At 73.7% G+C, this 24,397-nt stretch carries 20 protein-coding genes; 11 read left to right on the top strand and 9 right to left on the bottom strand.

Annotation, left to right across the window (positions count from 1 at the left end):
• The first annotated feature begins 250 nt into the window (after positions 1-250).
• Both ACIQWA_RS25650 and ACIQWA_RS25645 read left to right on the top strand, forming a co-directional pair.
• Positions 251-658: a YciI family protein gene (locus tag ACIQWA_RS25650; RefSeq protein WP_360244480.1), complete on the top strand. Its 408-nt coding sequence runs from the start codon at positions 251-253 to the stop codon at positions 656-658.
• 20 nt (positions 659-678) lie between these two features.
• Positions 679-1,824, top strand: a complete 1,146-nt coding sequence (locus ACIQWA_RS25645) for an RNA polymerase sigma factor (protein ID WP_402486261.1) — start codon at positions 679-681, stop codon at positions 1,822-1,824.
• A gap of 29 nt (positions 1,825-1,853) precedes the next feature.
• Here ACIQWA_RS25645 and ACIQWA_RS25640 read toward each other — a convergent pair whose 3' ends face one another.
• From ACIQWA_RS25640 to ACIQWA_RS25620, 5 genes are all read right to left on the bottom strand, one after another.
• The gene (locus ACIQWA_RS25640) at positions 1,854-3,164 is read right to left on the bottom strand and encodes a DUF58 domain-containing protein (protein WP_402486230.1); all 1,311 of its coding nucleotides are present in this window, start codon (positions 3,162-3,164) and stop codon (positions 1,854-1,856) included.
• A 61-nt stretch (positions 3,165-3,225) separates the two neighbouring features.
• Positions 3,226-4,206 (bottom strand): MoxR family ATPase, encoded by a 981-nt coding sequence (locus tag ACIQWA_RS25635; protein ID WP_360244565.1) that lies wholly within the window; start codon positions 4,204-4,206, stop codon positions 3,226-3,228.
• A gap of 26 nt (positions 4,207-4,232) precedes the next feature.
• Entirely contained in the window at positions 4,233-5,471 is a 1,239-nt protein-coding gene (locus ACIQWA_RS25630; protein ID WP_402486227.1) for a DUF4350 domain-containing protein, read from the bottom strand.
• Positions 5,468-6,175: a DUF4129 domain-containing protein gene (locus ACIQWA_RS25625; RefSeq protein ID WP_402486224.1), complete on the bottom strand. Its 708-nt coding sequence runs from the start codon at positions 6,173-6,175 to the stop codon at positions 5,468-5,470. Before ACIQWA_RS25625 ends, ACIQWA_RS25630 begins: the two co-directional genes overlap by 4 nt.
• A 5-nt stretch (positions 6,176-6,180) precedes the next feature.
• The gene (locus ACIQWA_RS25620) at positions 6,181-7,335 is read right to left on the bottom strand and encodes a hypothetical protein (protein WP_402486221.1); all 1,155 of its coding nucleotides are present in this window, start codon (positions 7,333-7,335) and stop codon (positions 6,181-6,183) included.
• Between the two features lie 287 nt (positions 7,336-7,622).
• Between ACIQWA_RS25620 and mtrA the strand changes: the two genes are divergently transcribed.
• The 3 genes from mtrA (at position 7,623) to ACIQWA_RS25605 (ending at position 12,361) form a co-directional block, all read left to right on the top strand.
• Entirely contained in the window at positions 7,623-8,300 is a 678-nt protein-coding gene (mtrA, locus tag ACIQWA_RS25615; protein ID WP_030283937.1) for an MtrAB system response regulator MtrA, read from the top strand.
• 124 nt (positions 8,301-8,424) lie between these two features.
• Positions 8,425-10,407 carry an MtrAB system histidine kinase MtrB gene (gene mtrB / locus ACIQWA_RS25610; protein WP_402486218.1) on the top strand — a complete coding sequence of 661 codons (1,983 nt, stop codon included), beginning with the start codon at positions 8,425-8,427 and terminating at the stop codon, positions 10,405-10,407.
• A 76-nt stretch (positions 10,408-10,483) separates the two neighbouring features.
• Positions 10,484-12,361, top strand: coding sequence for an LpqB family beta-propeller domain-containing protein (locus ACIQWA_RS25605; protein WP_402486215.1), 1,878 nt, complete (start codon positions 10,484-10,486; stop codon positions 12,359-12,361).
• Positions 12,362-12,379: 18 nt separating this feature from the next.
• On the opposite strand, the gene ACIQWA_RS25600 is transcribed toward ACIQWA_RS25605, so the two are convergent.
• Positions 12,380-13,021: a ComF family protein gene (locus ACIQWA_RS25600; protein WP_402486258.1), complete on the bottom strand. Its 642-nt coding sequence runs from the start codon at positions 13,019-13,021 to the stop codon at positions 12,380-12,382.
• Between the two features lie 477 nt (positions 13,022-13,498).
• On the opposite strand from ACIQWA_RS25600, the gene hpf reads away from it, so the two are divergent.
• Positions 13,499-14,194 carry a ribosome hibernation-promoting factor, HPF/YfiA family gene (gene hpf / locus ACIQWA_RS25595; RefSeq protein ID WP_360244504.1) on the top strand — a complete coding sequence of 232 codons (696 nt, stop codon included), beginning with the start codon at positions 13,499-13,501 and terminating at the stop codon, positions 14,192-14,194.
• Positions 14,195-14,434: 240 nt separating this feature from the next.
• Entirely contained in the window at positions 14,435-15,193 is a 759-nt protein-coding gene (locus ACIQWA_RS25590) for a response regulator (protein ID WP_375882957.1), read from the top strand.
• An 18-nt stretch (positions 15,194-15,211) separates the two neighbouring features.
• On the opposite strand, the gene ACIQWA_RS25585 is transcribed toward ACIQWA_RS25590, so the two are convergent.
• Together ACIQWA_RS25585 and ACIQWA_RS25580 are read right to left on the bottom strand one after the other, a co-directional pair.
• A complete protein-coding gene (locus ACIQWA_RS25585) occupies positions 15,212-16,417 on the bottom strand; it encodes a winged helix-turn-helix domain-containing protein (RefSeq protein WP_402486211.1) in 1,206 nt (401 codons plus the stop codon).
• 124 nt (positions 16,418-16,541) lie between these two features.
• Positions 16,542-17,099 carry a GNAT family N-acetyltransferase gene (locus ACIQWA_RS25580; protein WP_402486208.1) on the bottom strand — a complete coding sequence of 186 codons (558 nt, stop codon included), beginning with the start codon at positions 17,097-17,099 and terminating at the stop codon, positions 16,542-16,544.
• Between the two features lie 242 nt (positions 17,100-17,341).
• Between ACIQWA_RS25580 and secA the strand changes: the two genes are divergently transcribed.
• Complete coding sequence (secA, locus tag ACIQWA_RS25575) at positions 17,342-20,104, top strand: preprotein translocase subunit SecA (protein ID WP_360244517.1); 2,763 nt, start codon at positions 17,342-17,344, stop codon at positions 20,102-20,104.
• Positions 20,105-20,193: 89 nt separating this feature from the next.
• Here secA and ACIQWA_RS25570 read toward each other — a convergent pair whose 3' ends face one another.
• Entirely contained in the window at positions 20,194-20,745 is a 552-nt protein-coding gene (locus ACIQWA_RS25570) for an Rv3235 family protein (RefSeq protein WP_402486205.1), read from the bottom strand.
• A gap of 319 nt (positions 20,746-21,064) precedes the next feature.
• On the opposite strand from ACIQWA_RS25570, the gene ACIQWA_RS25565 reads away from it, so the two are divergent.
• The 3 genes from ACIQWA_RS25565 (at position 21,065) to ACIQWA_RS25555 (ending at position 24,297) form a co-directional block, all read left to right on the top strand.
• Entirely contained in the window at positions 21,065-22,270 is a 1,206-nt protein-coding gene (locus ACIQWA_RS25565; RefSeq protein WP_402486202.1) for a patatin-like phospholipase family protein, read from the top strand.
• 98 nt (positions 22,271-22,368) lie between these two features.
• Positions 22,369-22,878, top strand: coding sequence for a DUF6912 family protein (locus tag ACIQWA_RS25560; RefSeq protein WP_360244526.1), 510 nt, complete (start codon positions 22,369-22,371; stop codon positions 22,876-22,878).
• 303 nt (positions 22,879-23,181) lie between these two features.
• Positions 23,182-24,297: an acyltransferase family protein gene (locus ACIQWA_RS25555; protein ID WP_402486198.1), complete on the top strand. Its 1,116-nt coding sequence runs from the start codon at positions 23,182-23,184 to the stop codon at positions 24,295-24,297.
• Positions 24,298-24,397 lie beyond the last annotated feature (100 nt).

Below are 24,397 nucleotides of genomic sequence, written 5' to 3'. Positions count from 1 at the left end.
AAGCTAAGCCTCACAGCGCCGATGGTACTGCAGGGGGGACCCTGTGGGAGAGTAGGACGCCGCCGAACAATCATTCAGAAAAGCCCCCGCCGGGTTGACCGGCGGGGGCTTTTCGCATTTCCGGAGCCTCCGGAGGACGGGACGACGGGCGAAAAAATCTTGGCCGGTCCTGTCGAGAACCCGTGGCCGGCTCCGTCCCAGGGGTGAGCGCGGCCACAATGGGTCGCACGAGCTCCGAAGGAGAAGCACGATGGCCAAGTACCTGCTGCTCAAGCACTACCGAGGCGCCCCGACCGCGGTCAACTGCGCGCCGATGGACCAGTGGACGCCGGAGGAGGTCACGGCGCACATCAAGTACATGCAGGACTTCGCGGCTCGGCTGGAGCAGACCGGCGAGTTCGTCGACGCCCAGGCGGTCGCGCCCGAGGGGTCGTGGGTCCGGTACGACGGCGAGGGGCGGCCGCCGGTGACGGACGGCCCGTTCGCGGAGACCAAGGACCTCATCGCCGGCTGGATGGTGATCGACGTGGACAGCCACGAGCGCGCCGTCGAGCTGGCCGGTGAGCTGTCGGCGGCGCCGGGGGCCGGTGGAAAGCCGATCCACGAGTGGCTGGAGCTGCGTCCGTTCCTGGCCATGCCGCCGACCGTCACGGAGTGACCTCTCCCGTGACCGTCCCGATGAACGAGGCCCTGATCCGGGGCCTCACCCCGGGTGTGCTGGCTGTCCTCGTCCGCCGCGGAGCCGACTTCGCGGCGGCCGAGGACGCCGTGCAGGAGGCGCTGGTCGAGGCGGTCCGCGGCTGGGCGAGCGATCCGCCGCGGGATCCGAAGGGCTGGTTGGTCACCGTCGCCTGGCGGAAGTTCCTCGACGCGACCAGGGCGGACACCGCCCGTCGCCGCCGGGAGGAGCTGGTCGACCAGGAGCCGGAGCCCGGTCCGGCGGCCTCGGTGGACGACACCCTGCGGCTCTACTTCCTGTGTGCCCACCCGTCGTTGACGCCGTCCTCCGCGGTCGCGCTCACCCTGCGCGCGCTCGGTGGGCTGACCACCCGGCAGATCGCCGAGGCCTATCTGGTGCCCGAGGCGACCATGGCGCAGCGGATCAGCCGGGCCAAGCGCACCGTCTCGGCGGTCCGCCTCGATCGGCCGGGCGATGTCGCGACCGTGCTGCGGGTGCTCTACCTGGTGTTCAACGAGGGCTACTCCGGGGACGTCGACCTCGCCGCCGAGGCGATCCGGCTGACCCGGCAGCTGGCGGCGGTGATCGACCACCCCGAGGTGGCGGGGCTGCTGGCGCTGATGCTGCTGCACCACGCCCGGCGGGCCGGCCGGACCGGTCCCGACGGGAGTCTGGTGCCGCTCGCGGAGCAGGATCGGCGGCTCTGGGACACCGCTTTGATCGCGGAGGGCGTCGGGATCCTCCAGGCGGCCCTGGCCCGGGACCGGCTGGGCGAGTTCCAGGCCCAGGCGGCCATCGCGGCGCTGCACGCCGACGCGCCCTCCGCCGGGGAGACCGACTGGGTGCAGATCGTCGAGTGGTACGACGAGTTGGTGCGGCTGACGGACAGTCCGGTGGTGCGGCTGAACCGTGCGGTGGCGGTCGGTGAGGCCGACGGGCCACAGGCCGGCCTGGCGGCGCTCGGTGAACTGGACGAGGCGCTGCCCCGGTACGCGGCCGCCGCCGCGTACCTCCACGAGCGGGCCGGGGACCTGGTGGTGGCGGCCCGGCTGTACGCCGAGGCGGCCCGCCGGGCGCCCAACCTCGCCGAGCGCGACCACCTGACGCGCCAGGCGGCCCGGCTCAACGCCCGTCGCGGCAGCTGACCAGGGGACAGCGACTTGCCGGGCCCGGCTCAGAGCCGGCCGGCCGCCTTGAGCGCCAGGTAGGCGTCCGCCAGCGCCGGGGCGATCTGGGCCGGCGGGGCGTCGAGGACGGTGACCCCGCTGCGGGTGAGGCGGTCGGCGGTGTGCCGGCGGTCGGCGCGGGTCTGCTCGGCGGCGGCGGCGCCGTAGACGGCCTCCACGGTGCCGCGGCCGGCGGCCAGCACGTCCAGGTGCGGGTCGGCGACGGAGGCGAGGACGACTTCGTGGCGCTTGGTGAGCAGCGGCAGCAGCGGGCGCAGGCCGTCCTCGACGGAGGCCGCGTCAAGCCCGGTGAGCAGGACGACGAGCGAGCGGTGCGGCGCCATCTTGAGTGCGGTGGAGACCAGCGAGCGCATGTCCGTCTCGTGCAGCGCGGGTTCCAGCAGGGCCATCGCGTTGGTGAAGGAGGGCAGGATCTCGCTGGGGGAGCTGCCGATGACCGAGGCGCGCTTGCGGGCGTCGTGGGCGAGCAGGTCGACCCGGTCGCCGGCGCGGGTGGCGAGGGCGGTGAGCAGCAGGGCGGCGTCGAGGGCGGCGTCCAGGCGGGGGGCGTCGCCGACGCGGCCGGCCGAGGTGCGGCCGGTGTCGAGGACGATCAGGATGTGCCGGTCGCGTTCGGGGCGCCAGGTGCGGACGGCGACGGTGTTGCGGCGGGCGCTGGCGCGCCAGTCGATGGAGCGGACGTCGTCGCCGGGCAGGTATTCCCGCAGTGAGTCGAACTCGGTGCCCTGGCCCCGGGTCAGCACCGAGGTCCGGCCGTCGAGTTCGCGCAGCCGGGCGAGCCGGGAGGGCAGGTGCTTGCGGCTGTTGAACGGGGGGAGGGCGCGGACCGTCCAGGGGACGTGGTGGGAGCCCTGACGGCCGGCCAGGCCGAGCGGGCCGAGCGAGCGGACCGTCACGCGGTGGGCGTGGTGGTCGCCGCGGCGGCCCGGGGTGAGCACGGTGACCGTCCGGCGCCGTTCGCCGCCGGGGACGGCGAGGGTGTGCCGGGAGGCGGTCTCGGAGGTGCCGGGGCGCCAGGCGGAGGGCGCCCAGGCGTCGCGGATCAGGGCGCGGAGCGGCCGTCCGGCGGTGTTGGTGACGGTCAGTTCGACCGAGGCGGTGTCGCCGAGCCGGACCGTGGTGTCGCCGCCCCGGACGATCCGCAGGCTGCGGACGGGGGCGGCGAGCACCAGGTCGACCAGGACGGCGAGCAGGACGGCGCCGGTGACGGCCCCGATCCCGGTCCAGGAGGGCAGCAGGAGGCCCACGAAGAGCGCGCCGAGCGCGGCGATCAGGGCGGTTCGCCCGGTGAGGGCCATGCGGGTGCGCTCCTTCGGAAGCCCGGTGTGTTCGAGGACCGGTACGCCTACCGGTGGTGGATCAGCGGGGGGCGGGCGTCTGGGCGAGGACGGCCTGGATGACGGAGTCGGCGGTGACGCCCTCCATCTCGGCCTCGGCGCGCAGCGCGACGCGGTGCCGCAGCGTGGGCAGGGCGAGGGCCTTGACGTCGTCCGGGGTGACGTAGTCCCGCCCGGCCAGCCAGGCCCAGGCGCGCGAGGCGGCGAGCAGCGCGGTGGCACCGCGCGGGGAGACGCCGATGGACAGCGACGGGGACTGCCGGGTGGCCCGGCAGAGGTCGACGATGTACGCCAGGATCTCGGGCGAGACGGTGAGCTTGGCGATCTGCTCGCGGGCGGCGGCCAGGTGCTCGGGCCCGGCGACCGGGCGGACGCCGGCGGCGGCGAGGTCCTTGGGGTCGAAGCCGGAGGCGTGCCGGGACAGGACCTGGAACTCCTGGTCGCGGTCGGGCAGCGGGAGGATCAGCTTGAGCAGGAAGCGGTCCAGCTGGGCCTCGGGCAGCGGGTAGGTGCCCTCGTACTCGACCGGGTTCTGGGTCGCGGCGACCAGGAACGGGACGGGCAGTGCGCGCGGCTCGCCGTCGACGGTGACCTGCCGCTCCTCCATGGCCTCCAGCAGGGCGGCCTGGGTCTTGGGCGGGGTGCGGTTGATCTCGTCGGCGAGCAGCAGGTTGGTGAAGACCGGGCCGGGCTGGAAGGAGAACTCGGCGGTGCGGGCGTCGTAGACGAGCGAGCCGGTGACGTCGCCGGGCATCAGGTCGGGGGTGAACTGGATGCGCTTGGTCCCCAGGCTGAGCGCCGTGGACAGGGTGCGGACCAGCAGCGTCTTGGCGACGCCGGGGACGCCCTCCAGCAGCACGTGGCCGCCGCAGAGGAGGGCCACCACCAGGCCGGTGACGGCGGCGTCCTGGCCGACCACGGCCTTGCCGATCTCGGCGCGCAGGGCGGTCAGGGCCGTGCGCGGGTCGGTGGCGGGGGTAGCGGGTGCCGTGCCGGGGGTGATGCGGAGCTGGGCGGTTGCCTGTTCGGTCACGGGTTCCGTACCTGCCTTTCGAGGGCGTCTAGGTCGTCGGCGAGCCGCAGCAGCGCGGCGTCGTCGGTCGGGGGCGGGCCGTACAGCAGGGCCCGGACGTCCCCGGCGGGTCGTTCGGGGAGGCGGTCGGCGACGGCCGCGCAGAGTGCCTCCGGCTCCGGTGCGCCGGCCTGGAGCGGGAGGCCGAGGGCGGGGGCGAGGCGGTGGGCGGTGGCGCGGCGCAGCGCCTCGGCGGCGCGGCCGTGGGCCTTGGCCCGCCGGTAGAGGCGGGCGCGGCCCTCGGTGGTCTCGGCTGCGCGGACCACCACGGGCAGGTTCTCGCTGACCACCGGGCCGAGTCGGCGGGCGCGCCAGAGGGCGGCGAGCACGGCGGCGACGGCGAGTTGGTAGAAGGCCCAGTGCCAGCCCTTCGGGATGTAGTCGCCGAAGGTCTTGCGCTGGGTGCCCGCGGCGACCGGCGCGGAGTAGTCGGGCAGGTGCCAGGTGAGGCGGGGCTGCGAGCCGAGCAGGCCGAGGGCGAGCGAGGCGTTGCCGTCGTCGGCGAGGTGGCCGTTCTGCAGGAACTCGCCGCTGCCGAGCACGATGACGTCGCCGCCGTGGGCGGCGGGGGTGCTGACCAGCGGGTAGCCGTGGTGGTACGGGTAGCAGCCGTCGCCGCGGCTGCCGCTGGTGTAGAGCGTGCCGCCCATCGCGGCGCTGCCGGCCCGTACGGCCTCGGGGAGGGCGCAGCTCGGGTGGGTGCTGCGGACGGACGCGAACGGGACGCCGCCGACCTCGTCGGAGGTGCGGATGCCGGGGGCGAGCACGCTGAGGGCCTCCGGGCCGGGGTTGATGAGGACCAGCCGCCGGTGCCGGGCGGCGGCGACGGCGTGCAGTTCGGTGGGGCTCAGCAGGTCGGGTTCGGGCAGCACCAGGGTGTCGGCGCCGTCGGCGGGGGCCGTGGGGTCGGTGCGCAGTTCGGTCCTGACGCCCTGGCCGTCGAGCAGGGCGACCACGGCGTGGGTGCCGTCGGCGTCGTAGGAGCGGGGGTCGAGCGGTGGGTAGCGGTGGCCGGTGTTGAGGACGGCGAGGCCGACGGCGGCGACCAGCAGGACGGCGAGGGCGACCAGGTACCAGCGGGCGCGGCGGGCCAGGCCGCGCCCGGTGGGGGCGAGGCTGGTCGGTGCGGCGTCGGCGGCGGGGTGCTCGGCGGCGGGTCGTTCGGGGGCGGGGGGAGCGGGGACGGTGCTGGTCATGCCGCTCCTCCCGGGGTCGGGGTCGGTGCCGGGGCGGCGGCCGCGGCGTGGGCGTGGGCGAGCACCGGGCGGCTGCGTTCCAGGGCCCGGTCGAGGTCCAGCAGCAGCTGGTACGCGGCCTGGTCGGCGGTGCGCTCGCCGTAGGCGATGTCGTCGAAGGTGCGGGCGGCCGCGGTCAGTGCGGCGGCCTGCTCGGGCAGGGCCCGGCCGGCTTCGGCGGCGGCCTCGTCGGCGGTGCGGCCGGGGCGGGTGTCGAGCAGGGTGCGCTCCTCCAGGGCCCGGACCAGGGCGCGCATCTGCTCGCGGACGGCCTCGGTCCAGCGGCCGGCGGCGGCGTGCCCGGCGGCGTCCGCGCGGTACTGCGCGGCGGTGCGCGGGCCGTCGGCGCCGTACACGCCGTAGTCGGTGCGGGCGGCGCGCTTGGGTGCGCCGAGGCGCCACCAGAGGGCGGCGGCGATCACCGCGGCGACGATCAGGAAGAGCACCAGTCCGGTGGTGCCGTCGGTGCCCCCGCCGGAGATGCCGCCCAGGGCGCGGTCGATGTGGTCCCAGATCCAGTCGATGACGCGTTCCAGGACGCTCGGGTCGTTCTTGTGGTAGTCGGCCTTGAGTAGCTCGTCGCGGGCGGCGTCGCGGGCCGGGTCCCGTGGAACGGTGACCGGGGCGCCGCCGGCGGCGAGGAGCCTGTCCCCCCAGATGGGCATCCGGTTCAGCGCCTCGCGGGGGTCTGGTCGGCCCGGCCGCTCCAGCCGGTGCCGCCCTGTTCGGGCAGTCCGGCGGCGCGGGCGAGCTCGATGTCCAGGGCCTCGCGGCGGATCCGCTGGTCGATGTAGACCAGTACGCCGACGGCGGCCAGGAACGGGGTGGTCAGGGCGGAGGCGATGATCCCGGCGACGGCGGTCAGCGCCATCATGCCGACCGACTCGTGGGCGGTGTCGCCGAGCCGCTCCATGGAGCCGAAGCCGAGGACCAGGCCGAGGAAGCTGAACGGGATGGCCAGCGTCACTCCGACGATCCCGGCCAGCACCCGGCTCAGCAGGACGATGCCGAGGATCCGCCACCAGGAGCCGCGGGCCAGCCGGCGGGAGCGCGAGAGCGCGGTCAGCACGCCCTGCTTCTCCAGCATCAGTGCGGGGGCGGCCAGGCTGTAGCGGATCAGCAGCCAGAGGCCGACCGGGACGGTCAGCAGGCCGACGAGGAACAGCAGGGCCGTGGTGCCGGGCGTGCCCGAGCCGCCCGCGGTGTAGCCGATCAGCGGGGTGAAGCCGAGCAGCACCACGCCGACGCTCATCAGGGTGGTGAGCACGGTGAGACCGAGCAGTTGCAGCAGCCGGGGGCGGGCGTCGCGCCAGGCGTCGCCGGCGGTCACCGGTCGGCCGAGGACGGCGCGGCTGACCACGATGGTGAGCAGGGCGACGGCCAGCGCGTCGAGCAGCAGCGTCAGCGGCATGGCGGCGAGCAGGGTGAGCAGCTGGGTGGAGGTGCCGGTACGGCCCTTGACCAGCAGCTTGGCGACGAAGGTGCCGGCCTGGTCGACGACGGCGATGCCGAGCGAGAGGGTCAGCGCGGTGCGCCAGTTCCGGCGGACGGTGGTGACGGCGCCGTCGAGCAGTTCGCCGATGCTGAGCGGGCGCAGCGGGATGACGCCGGGCCGGGGGCTGCGCGTGGTCTCCCAGCCGTACGGGCCCTGGCCGGAGGGCTGGCTGCCGGGGTTGGGCTGTCCGTACTGGGCGCCCCAGGCGGGTGCGGCCTGAGGGGGTGCCGACGGCCCGGGCACGGCGGCGGGCGCGTCGACCGGGGGCCGGGCGCCGTCGCGGGGCGGCTCGGACGAGCTGGGCGAGGCCCAGCCCGGAGTGTCGGTCATCACTGCTCCTCGGAGGGGCGTCCTGGGCGCGGCTCCGGGCGGATCTTCCGCCCGCGCGCAGCGCCCATCGTGCCATGGGGCCCGGAGACGCCCCAGGGGTATCCGGTTGCTGATCGACAACGGGGGCCGCCGGGGGGTCGGACGGCGGGTTCCGGACAGTTCGGCGGCGCTCCGAGGAGGGCTATTCGCCCGGTATGGCCGGAAATCGACGGCGGAGGAGTTGGCCGTTGTGGAGCAAAGGCACTGCTGTGCGGCAGGTCACAATCCGGTAATGAGAAGATGGACCCATGAAGGGACGCGTCCTCGTCGTTGATGACGACTCCGCACTGGCCGAGATGCTCGGCATCGTGTTGCGTGGTGAGGGTTTTGAGCCGTTTTTCGTCGCGGATGGGGACAAGGCGCTAGCCGCGTTCCGGGAGAGCAAGCCCGACCTGGTCCTGCTGGACCTGATGCTGCCCGGCCGGGACGGCATCGACGTGTGCCGGCAGATCCGGGCCGAGTCCGGCGTCCCGATCGTCATGCTGACCGCGAAGACCGACACGGTCGACGTCGTGGTGGGCCTGGAGTCCGGTGCCGACGACTACGTCACCAAGCCGTTCAAGCCCAAGGAACTGGTGGCCCGGGTGCGCGCGCGGCTGCGCCGTGCCGAGGAGCCGACACCCGAGCAGCTGACCATCGGCGATCTGGTGATCGACGTGGCCGGCCACTCGGTGAAGCGGGACGGGCGCAGCATCCCGCTGACCCCGCTGGAGTTCGACCTGCTGGTCGCGCTGGCCCGCAAGCCCTGGCAGGTGTTCACCCGCGAGGTGCTGCTGGAGCAGGTCTGGGGCTACCGCCACGCGGCGGACACCCGCCTGGTCAACGTCCACGTGCAGCGCCTCCGCTCCAAGATCGAGAAGGACCCGGAGCGCCCCGAGATCGTGGTGACCGTCCGCGGCGTCGGCTACAAGGCCGGACCCAGCTGACGTGACGGACCGGGCTGACGACACCCCGTCGGGTTCCGCGACCGACGGGGCCGGGGCCGTGCGCGGGGACGTGCTGAGTTCGACCACCCGCCGCCGTCGCGGCCCGTCCGGAGTGTTCGGTCTGATGAAGCGTCAGCTCAGGCGCCCGGCGCGCCGGGTCACCGCGCTGTACCGCCGGTCGATCCAGTTGCGCGTGGTCGCGGTGTCCCTGCTGGCCTCCATCGCGGTGGTCCTGGTGCTGGGCGTGGTCGTGGTGGCGCAGGTGCGCACCGGCCTGCTCGACACCAAGATCGACGCGGCCCGGGCCCAGGCCCGGATCGGCTTCCAGGTCGAGCAGAAGAAGATCGACGAGGCCCGGGACCAGGCCCTGCGCGGTGCCGTCGACCCGAGCACCGGGGAGACCGGCACCTGGCTGCTGCGCCAGGTCAACGACCTCGCCGCGAGCGGGCAGACGGTCTACTCGGTGATCGCGATGGCCCCCGGCACCGGGACGGTCGTGCCGGACAGCGCCGGCTTCGCGCCGCGCTACTCGGGCGACATCCAGCCCAGCAGCATCCCGGACAGCCTGCGCGCGAAGCTCTTCGAAGAGCCCGGCCAGATGTTCGACCAGCCGACCCGGATCCACCGCTCGCCCGAGGGCGGCGGCAAGAGCGAGCCCGGACTGGCCCTCGGCATGCAGTTCGTCGGCCCGGCCGACACCAGCTACCAGCTGTTCTACGTGTTCTCCTTCGGCCAGGAGACCGACACCCTCAACCTGATCACCGGCACCCTGGCGACCGCCGGCGTGTTCGTGGTGATCCTGATGGGCGGCATCGCCTGGGTCGTGGTGCGCCAGGTGGTCACCCCGGTCCGGATGGCCGCGGGCATCTCCGAGCGGCTCGCCGACGGACACCTGGAAGAGCGGATGAAGGTGACCGGGACGGACGACATCGCCCGCCTCGGGGAGTCGTTCAACCGGATGGCCAACGCCCTCCAGGCGCAGATCCGCCAGCTGGAGGAGCTCTCCCGGGTGCAGCGGCGCTTCGTCTCGGACGTCTCGCACGAGCTGCGCACCCCGCTGACCACGGTCCGGATGGCCGCCGACCTGATCTACGACAGCCGCGAGGACCTGGACCCGATGGCGGCCCGCTCGGCGGAGCTGCTCCAGGGCCAGCTGGACCGCTTCGAGTCGCTGCTCGCCGACCTGCTGGAGATCAGCCGCTTCGACGCCGGCGCCGCGATCCTGGACGCCGAGCCGGTCGACCTGCGGGAGATCGTCGGCCGGGTGGTCGAGGCCGCCGAACCGCTGGCCGAGGCCAAGGGCAGCGCCGTGGTGATCCGCGGTGACGGCGAGCCCGTGCTCGCCGAGGTGGACTCCCGCCGGATCGAGCGCATCCTGCGCAACCTGGTGGTCAACGCGCTGGAGCACGGCGAGGGCCGCGACGTGGTCGTCCGCCTCGGCTCGGCCGACGGCGCCGTCGCGGTCGGCGTGCGCGACTACGGCATCGGACTCAAGCCGGGCGAGGCGTCCCGGGTGTTCCACCGCTTCTGGCGGGCGGACCCGTCCCGGGTGCGCACCACCGGCGGCACCGGGCTGGGCCTGTCCATCGCGGTCGAGGACGCCCACCTGCACGGCGGCTGGCTCCAGGCCTGGGGCGAGCCCGGCGGCGGCTCGCACTTCCGGCTGACCCTGCCGCGCACCCGCGGCGGCGAGATCAACCGGGCGCCGTTCCGGCTGGAGCCGGAGGACTCCCGCAACAACCGGGGCCTGGGCGCGTACGGCACGCCGTACCGGCGGGCGATCGCCCCGGCGGGCGCCACGGCGATGACCGCCGCCGAGGAGCAGGCCGAGGCGCCGGAGGGGCCCGGCAACGGGCTGGGCAGCGGGCTCGGCGGAGTGCTGAACATCGGCCCCGGACTGGGCCGGAACCGACTGCCCGAGGGGCCGCGCGCGGACCCCTCGGACGTGCGGACGGCGGGGGCCGGTTACGGCGTCATCGGCGCCCAGGTCATGGTGGACCCGACGCCCGGACGGCCGTCGGTGGCGCAGCGTACGGCGGAGCCGGACATGACGGGCGGGACGGACCTGGAGGGGTCGCAGCGTGCGAAGGACGAGCAACAGCACTAGGGCCGTGCCCCGGCGTCGGCCCGCGGGCGGGCTGCGGTCCACAGCCGGGCTGCGGTCCGTGGCCGGGCGTCGGTCCGTGGCTGAGAGTGCGAGGACCGGCCCCGCGCCGCTGCTCGTGGCGGTGGCCGGCGCGGTGCTCGTCGCCCTGGTGGCGAGCGGCTGCGCGGCCATGCCGGACTCCGGCGGCATCACCAAGGTGGAGCTGTCCCAGGGCTCGGCCGACAAGAACCTCCAGGCCAGGGTCTTCCCGGTGGCGCCCGGCAAGGGCGCCAAGCCGCGCGAGCTGCTGACCGGGTTCCTGGACGCGGTGACCGCCGACGAGGGGTACGAGACCGCGCGCAAGTACCTCACCGAGCGCGCCGCGGCGGCCTGGAACCCGGACGCGGGCATCCAGGTGCTGTCCGCCACGAAGATCCCGCTGGACCAGCCCGCCGACACCGACACCAAGTACTCGTCGACGGTGTCCGGGCAACTGGTGGCCAAGGTCGACGACAAGCACTCCTACCTGCTGGTGGCGGGGCAGAACAACAACGTCTTCGACTTCACCTTCGTGCGGGAGCACGACGGTGACTGGCGGATCGATTCGCTGCCGCCCGGCGTGATCATGAACGAGACCAACTTCCGGAACAGCTTCCGGCAGGTCGAGCGCTTCTTCTACACCACCCCCGACCCGTCGGTGCCGGCCTCCGGCAACGGCGGCCAGGAGGTGCTGATAGCCGACCCGATCTACCTGCGCCGCCGGATCGACCCGCTCGCCTCGGCCGCCAAGGCGCTGGTCTCCGGGCCGTCGACCTGGCTCTCGCCGGTGGTCCGGACGGCCTTCCCGACCGGCACCACGGTCGACAAGGTGAGCATCGACGACAGCCGGATCGCCCACGTCCAGGTCGGCGGGGCCGACCTGGCCGACCCGGTGGCCTGCCGCCGGATGGCGACCCAGCTCTTCTACACCTTCGCCGACCAGGGCAAGGGCCAGGTCGAACGGCTGGAACTGCGCGGGCAGCGGGGCTCCTGCACGGCCAGCCGCACCGACGACCCGGCCGTCGGCCCCGGCGCGCTGGCCGGGCGACTGCCCGTGCAGCAGTACTACCAGCGCGCCGACAACGGCGCGCTGATGGCGGCCGACGACGGGCACACCGGGGACCCGGTGCCCGGGGTGCTCGGCAAGCCGCACGCGGCCGGGGCGCCCGTCCTGGGCGCCGTCGCGGTCAGCCGGGACGGCACCCAGGCCGCCGCGCTCTCGGACGACGGCCACCAGCTCTACGCGGTGCCGCTGCAGCCCGGCACGGCGACGATGCCCGAACCGGTGCTCAGCTCCCCGGCGAAGGCCGGCGCCAAGGACGACGGCTTCACCTCGCCCAGCTGGGACGGCCGCGGCGACCTCTGGGTGGTGGACCGCAACCCGCAGAACCCGCGGGTGGTCATGGTGCGCGGCGGCAAGTCCTACACCGCGTCGGTGGACGGGCTGACCGGGCAGACGGTGCAGGCGTTGAAGCTCTCCTCGGACGGCGCCCGGATCGCCCTGGTGGTCAAGTCCCCCGGGGTGAACGGGAGTTCACTGATGTTCGGGCGGGTGGAGCACGGCGGCACGCCGCAGGCGCCGACCGTGCGGATCACCGGCGTCCGCCCGGCGGCCCCCTCGCTCGTCGACGTCGCCTCGGTGTCCTGGTCGGAGACCGACCAGCTGCTGGTGCTCGGCAAGGAGCAGGACCGCCCCCAGCAGCTGTACTACATCAGCACCGACGGCTCGCAGAGCACGGACGGTCAGCTGCAGACCGGCAACGGCCTGCCGTCCTCCCCGCAGTCGATCTCGACGGCGGAGTCCCGCGGGTACATCCTGGCCCAGCCCTCGCCGGTGCTCGCGGTGGCCGCGGGCACCGTCTACCGGCTGGTCAACAACCAGTGGCGGGAAGCCCAGTTGGTGGACAAGGCCCGCTCGTACTTCTACCCGGGCTGACCTCCGGACCGTCAGGCGCTAACCGGCGGGGTGCACCGTGGTGGCCGCGACGGTGGCGGCGGCCCGGGCCGGCAGCCCGGCGTCGGCCAGTGCCCTGGCCGCCTCGGCCAGGCTCGCCCCGGTGGTCACCAGGTCGTCCACCAGCACCGGCTGACGGCCGGCCAGGCCCCGGCGGGCGCGCGGCAGGACGGTGAGCGCGCCGTGCAGGTTGCGCCGTCGCTCGGCGGCGTTCAGCCCGGTCTGGTCGGCGACCGGGCGGGCGTGCCGCAGCAGCGGCGCGGCCCGGGCATCCAGTCCGGCCCGGCGCAGCGAGCGGGCGGCGGCCCCGGCCAGCCGCAGCGTCGGGTCGTGCCCCCGGGCACGCACCGCCGCGCGGGCCGAGGGCATCGGGACCAGCAGCAGCGGCGCGGCCCCGGCCCGGGGCCCCAGGGCGGAGCGCACCGCCCGTCCGAGCGCCTCGCCGAGCGGCCCGGCCAGGCGCAGCGCGCCGCGTTCCTTGTGGGCGAGCAGCAGTTGCCGCACCGGGTCGGCGTACGGTGCGGCCGCGTGCGCCCAGGGCAGCAGGGTGGGGCCGGGCCGGGTGGCGGTCAGTGCGTGCCGGCAGGCCGGGCAGAGCTGGGTGCGCTCGGCGCCGCAGCCCGCGCAGTCCGCGGGGAGCAGGACGTCCAACAGCCCGGCCAGTGCGTGGTCGAACGGTGTCCGCACGGACGGCGGACGGGCGGGCGAGGGGTTCGGCGGCACGGCTGCTCCTGGCGGCTTGGGCACGGAGAGTCAGCAAAGGATGCGCCGTATGGGGGGCGTTGTCCAGGTATTTACCCATACTTCACTCCGAGGAGGGTAGACAGGGTGCAACAGTTTGACCGCCCGCTCCCAGTTGACCGCCCGCTCCCAGCGTCGCCCGAAGTATCGGGTCGTACTCCCCTTCCCGCTCGGGGAGGCGAAAACCCCGCGTGAGGTGTTCGATAAGGCTCCAGGGGGTTTCAACCGTCCCTGATGGGGAGGAAGTGAGATGAGGGCCAGTCGTTCCGCCGCTGGCGGCGGAGCGGGGGGCCGGCAGTGGATGGGCTGGTCCAGCTGGAGCTCAGTCCGGTCCGGTAGCACCCGGATCGGCGTCAGCACGAGGGATCGGAGTTCTGCGTGGACATCGTCGTCAAGGGCCGCAAGACCGAGGTGCCCAAGAGGTTCCGCGAGCACGTGGCCGAGAAGCTGGAGAAGGTCCAGAAGTTCGACGGCAAGGTGATCAGCCTCGACGTCGAGGTGTCCAAGGAGCACAACCCGCGGCAGGCCGACCGGTCCGACCGCGTGGAGATCACTCTCCGTACCCGGGGCCCGGTGATCCGGGCCGAAGCCGCCGCCGGGGACCCGTACGCGGCGCTCGACCTGGCTTCGGCGAAGCTCGACGCGCAGCTGCGCAAGTCCGCGGACCGGCGCCGGGTGCACAAGGGCGGCGCGAACGGCCGCACCCCCATCAGCGTCGCCGAGGCGACCGCGGCCCTGGCCGCGCTGCCCGAGACCACGGCGCACGAGGGCGAGACCAACGGGGCCGTCCGCAAGACCATGATGGGATCCCTGGAAGTGGAGGGCGAGGGCCCGCTGGTGGTCCGGGAGAAGACCCACTCGGCCGCCCCCATGGCGCTGGACCAGGCGCTCTACGAGATGGAGCTGGTCGGCCACGACTTCTACCTGTTCGTCGAGAAGGACAGCGGCCTGCCGAGCGTCGTCTACCGCCGGCACGGCTACCACTACGGCGTCATCCACGTGCAGCCGGACATGGCGGCCGGCGTGGCCAGCGGCGCGGGCGGTGCGATCGGTCGGTCCGTCGACGAGGACTGACCGTCCCGGCAGTTGAACACGGAGGGGTGACCCCGGCGGCAGCGACCGCCGGGGTCACCGGCGTTCCGGGGCGTTCCACGCGTTCCGGGCACCGGCCGGTGGGACGGGTTCGAACGGGGCGCCGGCCCGTTGTGTCCAGGGGTCACCCGATGCGGGGGAATCGGCGTCGGAGGGTGACCGCGGCGGTGGCGGGGCGTGGAATGATTGGGCGCACGTCGACCCGCGAAGGGGGAGGAGCGGATGGGGGATCACTTCGGGCTGGGGCCCGCTGGGGGACCGGTCACCGGATTGCCGCCGGGGCCGGAGGAGGAACCCGCGTACGCGCCGCGCCGGGGTGAGCCGATCCGCGTCCTGGTGGTGGACGACCACGCGTTGTTCCGCCGCGGGCTGGAGATCGTGCTGGCGGAGGAGCCGGACATCAAGGTCGTCGGCGAGGCGGGGGACGGTGCCGAAGCCGTGCTCAAGGCCGCCGACCTGCTGCCCGACATCATCCTGATGGACGTCCGGATGCCGCGCCGCAGCGGGATCGAGGCCTGCACGGCGATCAAGGACGTGGCGCCCAGTACCAAGATCATCATGCTGACGATAAGCGACGAGGAGGCCGACCTCTACGAGGCCATCAAGGCGGGGGCCACCGGCTACCTGCTCAAGGAGATCTCCACCGACGAGGTCGCCACCGCGATCCGGGCGGTCGCCGACGGACAGTCGCAGATCAGCCCGTCGATGGCCTCCAAGCTGCTCACCGAGTTCAAGTCGATGATCCAGCGGCGCTCCGACGACCGGGACCTCGTCCCGGCTCCCCGGCTCACCGACCGGGAGCTGGAGGTGCTCAAGCTGGTGGCGACCGGGATGAACAACCGGGAGATCGCCAAGGAGCTGTTCATCAGCGAGAACACGGTGAAGAACCATGTCCGCAACATCCTGGAGAAGCTCCAACTGCATTCCAGGATGGAGGCCGTGGTGTACGCGATGCGGGAGAAGATCCTCGAGATAGGGTGACCGGCGCCCGCCGCCGCGCTACTGCGCCAGCAGCTTCTCCAGGGTCGGGCGCAGCCGTTCGTCGTGCAGCGCCTCGACCCGCACCCCGTCGCAGCCGACCCAGGTGGCCGCCTCGCGCAGGGCGGCGGCGAGCGCCTCCACCTGCCGGGCGCCGCCCGGGCCGTCGGTCAGCGAGACCTGCCGGGCGACCAGCGTGCGGCCCTCCCGGGCCGGGTCGACCCGGCCGACCAGCCGGCCGCCGGTGAGCAGCGGCATCGCGAAGTAGCCGTGCACCCGCTTGTGCCTGGGGGTGTAGGCCTCCAAGCGGTGCGTCATGCCGAAGATCCGCTCGGTGCGGGCGCGGTCCCAGATCAGCGAGTCGAACGGCGAGAGCAGCGTGGTGCGGTGGCGCCCGCGCGGGACGGTGGCCAGCGCGGCCGGATCGGCCCAGGCGGCGGCCCGGGTGCCGTCCGGGCCCCAGCCCGCCACCTCGACCGGGACCAGCCCGCTGTCCGCGAGGACCCGGTCCAAGTCCTCGGCGCGCAGCCGGTGGTAGTCCTGGAGGTCGGCCCGGGTGGCCACGCCGAGTGCGGACCCGGCCTGGGCCACCAAGGTGCGCAGGCACTCCTCGTCGGACCGGTCCTGCCCGAACAGGGCGTCGGGGACGGCCTGTTCGGCCAGCGCGTAGACCCGCTTCCAGCTCCGGCGGTCGGTGCAGACCACGTCGCCGAAGGCCAGCGCCCGTTCCACCGCGATCTTGGTGTCGGACCAGTCCCACCACTCGGCCGTCCGCTTGGCCCCGCCCAGCTCGGTGGCGGTCAACGGCCCTTCGGTGCGCAGCTTGTCGAGCACCGCCCGGTACGTCTCGGGCGCGACCTGGTGGCTCCAGAGGTTGCCGCGCTCGCGGTAGCGGCGGCGGCGGAAGGCGAACAGCGGCCACTCCTCGACCGGCAGGATGCAGGCCGCGTGTGACCAGTACTCGAAGGTGGTGCCCGCGCCCCAGTAGGCCGCCTCGACCGCCGGACGGCCGACCGCGCCCAGCCGGGCGTAGGGCACCAGCTCGTGCGAGCGGGCCAGCACCGAGATGGTGTCCAACTGGACGGCGCCCAGGTGCCGCAGCACTCCGCGCACGCCGGCCCGGCGGTCGGGCGCGCCCAGCAGGCCCTGGGCGCGCAGGGCGATCCGGCGGGCGTCGTCGGCGCCCAGGACGGTGACGGGCGCGGGCCCGGCAGCGGCAGCGGTCATGCCGGCGAGCGTAGCCGGGGGCACTGACAGCGGGCCGGGGCCCCGGAGGCCTGCGCGGGGGCCTGCGCGGGGGCCTGCTCGGGGACCTGTGCCGGGACCGGCCCGGGGGTCGGCGCGGCGGCCGTCAGTCCAGGTCGGCGGGAAGCAGCGAGGCGACCCAGGCGTCCTGGAAGACCCCGCGCTGGTCGGCGTACGAGCGCAGGGTGCCCTCGTGGCGGTAGCCGACCCGCTCGGCGACGGCGCGCGAGCCGTCGTTGCCGACGTAGGCGAGCCACTGGAGGCGGCGCAGTCCGAGGTCGGTCAGTGCCCAGCGGGCGACCGCGCGGGCCGCCTCGACGGTGTAGCCGCGGCCGCGCTGCTCCTTCACCGTCCACCAGCCGACCGAGGCGGCGGCCGGGTCGCCCGGCTTGCGGGTGACCGCCTGGGCGCCGACCAGCCGGCCCGTCCCGCGCTCGACCACGCACCAGATGAACTCGGAGTCCTTGGCCACGCCCTCGGGCGCCAGTGTGCGGACGAAGAACTCCGCGTCCTCGCGGCGGTAGGGCACCGGGACGACCGTCCAGCGCTGGATCTCGGCGTCCTGGCAGGCCGCGAAGATCGCGTCGATGTCGGACTCCTGCGGGGCCCGCAGGACCAGGCGGTCGGTGGAGAGGGTGACGAGTTCGTTCCGGGGCTCTTCCATGGGTGGATTATTTCTCCGTAGGAGGAATGCGGGCATCCGAATTCCGGGCCAACTCCCCGGCCCGTCGACCCTTTTGTCCCGGTGGACGGTGCTATCGGTCCATGTGCACGGGCGGGTGACACGGGAATACCGTGCTGACGCACCTCCCGGCGCATTGGACTCCTCGCATACGATGGCCCGTGCGGTGGGGTGGACCCCCCGTGCAGTCGTCCAGTGCCAATACAGGCAAGGAGCCCGCTCAAGTGTCCGTCTTCGACAAGATCCTGCGCGCCGGCGAGGGCAAGATCCTTCGCAAGCTGCAGCGGATTGCTGCCCAGGTCAACTCCATCGAAGAGGACTTCGTCAACCTCACCGACGCCGAGCTGCGCGCGCTGACCGACGAGTACAAGCAGCGGCTCGCCGACGGCGAGACGCTGGACGACATCCTCCCCGAGGCGTTCGCCACCGTCCGCGAGGCCGCCAAGCGCGTGCTCGGCCAGCGGCACTACGACGTCCAGATCATGGGCGGCGCGGCCCTGCACCTCGGCTACGTCGCCGAGATGCGCACCGGTGAGGGCAAGACCCTCGTCGGCACCCTGCCCGCGTACCTGAACGCGCTGACCGGCAAGGGCGTTCACCTGATCACCGTCAACGACTACCTCGCCGAGCGCGACTCGGAGTGGATGGGCCGGGTGCACCGCTTCCTCGGCCTCGAAGTCGGCGTGATCCTGGCGAACATGACGCCCGCCGAGCGCAAGCGCCAGTACGCGATGGACATCACGTACGGCACGAACAACGAGTTCGGCTTCGACTACCTGCGCGACAACATGGCCTGGTCGAAGGACGAACTCGTCCAGCGCGGCCACAACTTCGCGGTGGTCGACGAGGTCGACTCGATCCTCATCGACGAGGCCCGCACCCCGCTGATCATCTCCGGCCCGGCGGACCAGGCGACCAAGTGGTACGCCGACTTCGCCAAGCTGGTGCTGCGCCTCAAGATCGACCGCGACTACGAGGTCGACGAGAAGAAGCGCACCGTCGGCGTCCTGGAGGAGGGCGTCACCCGGGTCGAGGACTACCTGGGCATCGACAACCTCTACGAGTCGGTGAACACCCCTCTGGTCGGCTTCCTGAACAACGCCATCAAGGCCAAGGAGCTGTACAAGAAGGACAAGGACTACGTCGTCATGAACGGCGAAGTCATGATCGTCGACGAGCACACCGGCCGCATCCTGGCCGGCCGCCGCTACAACGAGGGCATGCACCAGGCGATCGAGGCCAAGGAGGGGGTGGAGGTCCAGAACGAGAACCAGACGCTGGCCACCATCACCCTGCAGAACTTCTTCCGCCTGTACGACAAGCTCTCCGGCATGACCGGTACCGGCACCACCGAGGCCGCCGAGTTCCACCAGATCTACAAGCTCGGCGTGGTGCCGATCCCGACCAACAAGACGCCGCTGCGCATCGACCAGCCCGACCTGATCTACAAGTCGGAGCCGGCCAAGTTCGCCGCCGTGGTCGAGGACATCGCCGAGAAGCACGAGAAGGGCCAGCCGGTGCTGGTCGGCACCGTGTCGGTCGAGAAGTCCGAGTACCTGTCGCAGGAGCTGCGCAAGCGCGGCATCCCGCACGAGGTGCTGAACGCCAAGCACCACGAGCGCGAGGCGCAGATCGTCGCCCAGGCCGGCCGCAAGGGCGCCGTCACCGTGGCCACCAACATGGCCGGCCGTGGCACCGACATCATGCTCGGCGGCAACCCGGACCACCTGGCGGCGGCCGAGCTGGCCCAGCGCGGGCTCTCCCCCACGGAGAACCCGGAGGAGTACGAGGCCGCGTTCCCGGAGGCGCTGGAGAAGGCCAAGGCCTCGGTCAAGGCCGAGCAGGACGAGGTCAAGGAGGCCGGCGGCCTCTACGTCCTCGGCACCGAGCGGCACGAGTCCCGCCGGATCGACAACCAGCTGCGCGGCCGCTCCGGCCGTCAGGGCGACCCGGGTGAGTCCCGCTTCTACCTGTCGCTGGGCGACGACCTGATGCGCCTGTTCAAGGCCGGCATGGTCGAGCGCGTGCTCTCGATGGCCAACGTGCCCGAGGACGTGCCGATCGAGTCCAAGATGGTCACCCGCGCGATCGCCTCCGCGCAGACCCAGGTCGAGCAGCAGAACTTCGAGATCCGTAAGAACGTCCTCAAGTACGACGAGGTGCTCAACCGCCAGCGCGAGGTCATCTACGGTGAGCGCCGCCGCGTGCTGGAGGGCGAGGACCTCCAGGAGCAGGTCGGCCACTTCATGGACGACACCGTCGAGGCCTACGTCAAGGCGGCCACCGGCGAGGGCTTCGAGGACGACTGGGACCTCGACAAGCTCTGGACCGCGTTCAAGCAGCTCTACCCGATCACCCTGGACCTGGCGGAGCTGGAGGAGGAGGTCGGCGGGCCGGCCGGCCTGACCCCGGAGTTCCTGATCAAGGTCGTCCAGGAGGACATCCAGGCGCAGTACGGCGCCCGCGAGGACCAGCTCGGCGAGGAGATCCTGCGCGAACTGGAGCGCCGCGTGGTGCTGTCGGTGCTGGACCGCCGCTGGCGCGAGCACCTCTACGAGATGGACTACCTCCAGGAGGGCATCGGCCTGCGGGCCATGGCGCAGCGCGACCCGCTGGTCGAGTACCAGCGCGAGGGCTTCGACATGTTCACCGCGATGATGGAGGGCATCAAGGAGGAGTCCGTCGCCTACCTGTTCAACCTGGAGGTCCAGGTCGAGCAGCAGGTCGAGGAGGTGCCGGTGGCGGACGCCGAGGTGCTGCTCGACAAGCTGGAGAAGGACGCCGCCCGCCCGGAGATCAAGGCCAAGGGCCTGGAGGCCCCGAAGCCGCAGCGGCTGCACTACACGGCCCCCTCGGACGAGGTCGGCGGCGGTGTCATCGAGGGCGACTTCGAGGACGTCGTGCCGGACGACGAGGGCGACGGGATGACCCGCGCCGAGCGTCGCAAGGCCGCCAAGTCCGCCAAGGGCCGCCGCCGCAAGGCCTGAGCCGGCCGTAGTACGCCGCACAGGGCGCCGCTCCCGTACCGGGGCGGCGCCCTGCGCCGTCTCCCGGGCCGTGTCCTGGGCCATGGTCGTCACCGGGCCTCCACGGCGGTGCACTGCCACTGGCCGGCCGGGCCGCGCCGCTCCAGTCGGAAGGCCACCATGTGGTGCCGCCGGCCGAGGTCGACCCGGACGCAGGCCTCGACGGCGTCCGGGGAGGGCGAGCGGTCGTGCACCGGGCCGAGCCGGGGCCGGTCGGCCGGGCCGCCGCGGCGCAGCGCGCCGGCCCGGACCAGCGAGGCGAGCTGCCCGTAGCCGTCCAGGCTGGTGTGCCGCATCAGCTGGCCGGAGGGCCGGGCACCGGTGAGCACCTCGACCAGCTGGTGGGCGAACCGGGCGGCGAGCGCCCCGGCGTCGGGCCGGGTGGGACCGGGGGGCCCGGCGGCGGTGCAGGCGGCGCGCGGGTGGCGGGGGCGGCGCCCGGTCGGGTCGCAGCCGGCGTCGCTGCGGACCCGATGGTGCGGGCGCTCGGTCGGCCGGGCGGTCGCCCGCGCGGTCGGGTGGACGCGCTGGTGGGCGCGCTGGTGGGCGCTCGGCGCGGCGGTCGGCCGGGCGGTCGGGCAGGTGCGGGGGCTGATGGTCACGATGGCTCCGGACAAGGGTGGTGCGGGTACGGACGGGCCCAGGCTGGCGGTGGTGATCACCGGGCGGCAACGGGTTTGCGGCGGGCCCCCAGGTCGGCGTGAAGTTCACCTATCCGGGTGAGTCGACCAGTGCGGCGACGGGCCCGGCGGCCGCCCCGGCGGCACCCGGTTGACGTGCGGGGACGGACCGTACGGCCCGAAAGGGGACGCCCGGGTACGGCGGACCGGGTGGCCCCGCGGCGGGCTCCCGTTGCGCTGCCCGGCCGTCCGCGCGCACCATCGGAGCCTGACCCGAACCCGACGACGACGGGCGGCCGGGATGACGACAGCCGGGACGACCAGACGGGCGGTGGCGGGGCCGGACAGGACCGCCGACGCCGGGGGCGCGCCCCGGCGCGGCCTGGTGCTGGGCGGCGGCGGGATGCTCGGCGCGGCCTGGACGGTCGGCGCGCTGTGCGCCGTCGAGGAGGCCGCCGGACACCGCCCGGGCGAGGCGGATGTGCTGCTGGGCACCTCGGCGGGCGCGATCCTGGCCGCGATGCTGGCCGGGGGAGTGCGCCCCGAGCAGCTGCGCGACCACCAGCGCGGCCTGCCGATCACCGAGGGCCCGCTGGCCGGGGTGGCCTTCGACTACGACACCGCGGTGGGCGGCGCGCTGCCGCCCCGGCCGCGGGCCGGGATCGGCTCGCCCGGCCTGCTGCGGGACGCCGTCCGGCACCCGCGCGAGTACCCGCTGCTGACCATGGTCTCGGCGGTGGCGCCGCACGGCCGCGGCTCGCTGGCCCCGGTCGGCGAGCTGGTGCGCGGGCTGCTCGGCCCGGGCGGCTGGCCGCTCCCGGCGGGCGCGGCGGGCGCGGCAGGCGCGGCAGGCGCGGCTTCGGCTTCGGGTTCGGCTTCGGCTTCGGGTTCGGCGGCTTCGGCGGCGGCAGCGCCGGCCGAGGCCACGGACGCCGTCCCGCCCAGCGCCGCAGCGGCCCCGCTGCGGGTGGCCGCGGTGGACTACCGCAGCGGCCACCGGGTGGTCTTCGGCGACCCGGACGCCCCCGACGTCCCGGTGGCCGAGGCCGTGATGGCCTCCTGCGCGATCCCCGGCTGGTTCGCGCCGGTGCGCCTGGACGGCTCGGCCTACGTGGACGGCGGCTGCTGGTCGGCCACCAACGCCGACCTGCTGCTCGGTCGCGGCCTGGACGAGGTGTACGTGCTCGCCCCGATGGCCCTGCGGCTCGGCCCGCGGCCGGAGCGTTCCGCCCGCGGCACGGCGGCCGCACTGCGCGAGTGGCGGGCCCGGGACCGCCCGCGCGGGGTGCTGGCCCAGCTGGTCAGCCGCTACCGCCGCGCGGTGACCCGGCAGCTGCTGCGCGAGGCCGCGCTGCTGCGGGCCGAGGGCGTCCGGGTGCGGCTGCTCGCGCCGACCCCGGCCGACCTCGCGGTGATGGGCCCGAACCTGATGGACCCGGCCCGCCGGGGCGCGGTGCTGGAGAGCGGTCTGCGCAGCGCCCGGGAGGCGCTGGGGGCGGCGCGGTAGTTCCGGCCACAGGTGAGGCTCAGGTGATCGCGCCCGGTGCGGCTGAGCTTATTCTTGGGGCGCTGGAGTAGCTTCGCGGAAACCGGAGAGTGCCACCGATGCGCGTGTACGTGCCCACCACCCTGACCGGCCTGGCGGCGGCGCACGAGGGCGGTGTCCTGGACCAGTCCGCGGCGTACGCCGTGACGCCCGCGCTGCGCGAGTGGTACGTCAGCGACGACCTGGAGGAGCTGGAGTACGCGGCGCTCAACCGGGCCGCGCAGTCCTCGCTGCGGCTGCTGGCGGCCGACCCGGACTCCCCGCGTCGGCGGGTCGTGGTGGCGCTGGACGTGGCCGACTCGGCGGTGCGGCCCTTCCCCGGCGACGAGTACCAGGACCAGGCCTCGCTCGGCCGGGTGGTGCTGGCCGGCCCCGTGAAGCTGGCGAAAGCCGCCTCGGTGCACGCGGACGTGGCCGACGACGAGGTGGTCGAGGACGTCGCCGCCGCGGTGGCGGCGGTGGCCGCGGCCGACGCGGGCGACCAGGACGCCCAGTTCACCGTGGACGGCGCAGAGGACCACGACCTGCTCTGGTACGCGACCCAGGAGATCCCCGCCCTGCTCGCCTAGGGCCGCCGCCGGGGCCCCGTGCACCCCGCCTCCGATGACCCGCCGGCAGACGTTCTAAGATGGCGCCCGGTTGATCAGCCCGCCGGTGGCGTGCCCGTGCGACGGCTGAGAGGCATCACAGTTCCCTTACGCCCATGACCCTCGTCCGCGGTCCCGGGCGAGAGCGGGCGTGTCGACATGATCGGACCCCCGCCAGTGCTTCATCCGCCGATGTCACCGACCACCCGCCAGCGGGCCCGCGGTGGTCTTGCACGGGCAGGAGCCCAGGCAGAAGGCCGCGGCCGGGGGGAGCCCGGAGCCCGGTTGGCCGTCGTCGACGGCATGCGGCTGATCGCCGCGCTCGCCGTCGCGGGATTCCACTACCTGAGCGCGATCCCGCCCACCCTGTGGGGGCCGTCCCCGAAGGAGTTCGCCTACCCGCTGCACCACGCGTCGATGTACGGCTGGCTCGGTGTCGAGGCCTTCTTCCTCATCAGCGGCTTCGTCATCTGCATGAGCGGCTGGGGGCGCACGCCGGGACAGTTCGCCGTCTCACGAATATCCCGGCTCTACCCGGCCTACTGGTGCGCTCTCATCCTGATCGTGGCCAGGATCGCGCTGATCCCGATGCAGACCCACGACGTCAGCGCGGTGATCCACCCCCGGATCGTCCTGGCCAACCTGACCATGTTCCCCGACGCCCTCCACGCCAGCCTCCTGGACGGCGTCGCCTGGACCCTGGCCGTCGAGGCCCACTTCTACCTCCTCATGGCCGTCCTCCTGGCCTTCGGCACCACCTACCACCGGGTCATGGGGTTCTGCGTGATCTGGCTCACCGCCGGGATCGTCACCTCGGAGACGAAGAGCAAGTTCCTCGACGACCTCGTCCTCAGCCAGTACGCCGGCCTGTTCGTCGCCGGCATCGCGGTCTACCTCATGTACCGCTTCGGGCAGAACCTCATGCTCTGGATACTCCTCGGCTTCGCCTGGTGCTACGAACTGACCATGCTCCCCCTCCGGCTGGCCGGCCACTACCAGGAGTGGGGGTCCAAAGCGCTCTGCTCCTGGACCGTCGCCAGCGCCGCACTGACCGCCTTCCTGGCCCTCCTGCTCCTGGCCACCATCGGCCCACTCGCCCGCATCCGCTGGCGCTGGCTCATGACCGCCGGTGCGCTCACCTACCCCTTCTACCTGGTCCACCAGAGCCTCGGCCTGCCCATGGCCGGTGAACTCACCGCCCACGCCCACGGGCTCGGCCCCTGGGGCCGGCTCGCCCTCACCACCGTCGCGATGCTCCTCCTGGCCTGGGTGATCCACCGCGTGGTCGAGAAGCCCGTCGGCCGTGCCCTCCGTCGCCGCCTCGACCACGCCCTCGACCAGGCCCTCGACCGGCACGCGAAGCAACCCACCGACACCGTGCCGCAGGCCCGCGAGGCATAGCTCATCCGGCCGTGCGGCCGGCCGCACGGCCGCGGTCGTGCGGTGTCGCAGCGGTCCGAGGGCAACAGCGACGTGGTGGGGATCAGCCGGAGGATGCCGC

This window comes from Kitasatospora sp. NPDC098652 (genome assembly GCF_044760155.1).
GTDB lineage: Bacteria > Actinomycetota > Actinomycetes > Streptomycetales > Streptomycetaceae > Kitasatospora.
This window is presented reverse-complemented; position numbering and strand designations above follow the sequence as displayed.

Bases quoted from the DNA above. Each gene is read 5' to 3' on its own strand.
- ACIQWA_RS25650 (WP_360244480.1), top strand. From the start codon at position 251: ATGGCCAAGTACCTGCTGCTCAAGCACTACCGAGGCGCCCCGACCGCG.
- ACIQWA_RS25645 (WP_402486261.1), top strand. From the start codon at position 679: ATGAACGAGGCCCTGATCCGGGGCCTCACCCCGGGTGTGCTGGCTGTC.
- ACIQWA_RS25640 (WP_402486230.1), bottom strand. From the start codon at position 3,164: ATGGCCCTCACCGGGCGAACCGCCCTGATCGCCGCGCTCGGCGCGCTC.
- ACIQWA_RS25630 (WP_402486227.1), bottom strand. From the start codon at position 5,471: ATGACCAGCACCGTCCCCGCTCCCCCCGCCCCCGAACGACCCGCCGCC.
- ACIQWA_RS25625 (WP_402486224.1), bottom strand. From the start codon at position 6,175: ATGCCCATCTGGGGGGACAGGCTCCTCGCCGCCGGCGGCGCCCCGGTC.
- ACIQWA_RS25620 (WP_402486221.1), bottom strand. From the start codon at position 7,335: ATGACCGACACTCCGGGCTGGGCCTCGCCCAGCTCGTCCGAGCCGCCC.
- mtrA (WP_030283937.1), top strand. From the start codon at position 7,623: ATGAAGGGACGCGTCCTCGTCGTTGATGACGACTCCGCACTGGCCGAG.
- mtrB (WP_402486218.1), top strand. From the start codon at position 8,425: ATGAAGCGTCAGCTCAGGCGCCCGGCGCGCCGGGTCACCGCGCTGTAC.
- ACIQWA_RS25590 (WP_375882957.1), top strand. From the start codon at position 14,435: ATGGGGGATCACTTCGGGCTGGGGCCCGCTGGGGGACCGGTCACCGGA.
- ACIQWA_RS25585 (WP_402486211.1), bottom strand. From the start codon at position 16,417: ATGACCGCTGCCGCTGCCGGGCCCGCGCCCGTCACCGTCCTGGGCGCC.
- ACIQWA_RS25580 (WP_402486208.1), bottom strand. From the start codon at position 17,099: ATGGAAGAGCCCCGGAACGAACTCGTCACCCTCTCCACCGACCGCCTG.
- ACIQWA_RS25565 (WP_402486202.1), top strand. From the start codon at position 21,065: ATGACGACAGCCGGGACGACCAGACGGGCGGTGGCGGGGCCGGACAGG.
- ACIQWA_RS25560 (WP_360244526.1), top strand. From the start codon at position 22,369: ATGCGCGTGTACGTGCCCACCACCCTGACCGGCCTGGCGGCGGCGCAC.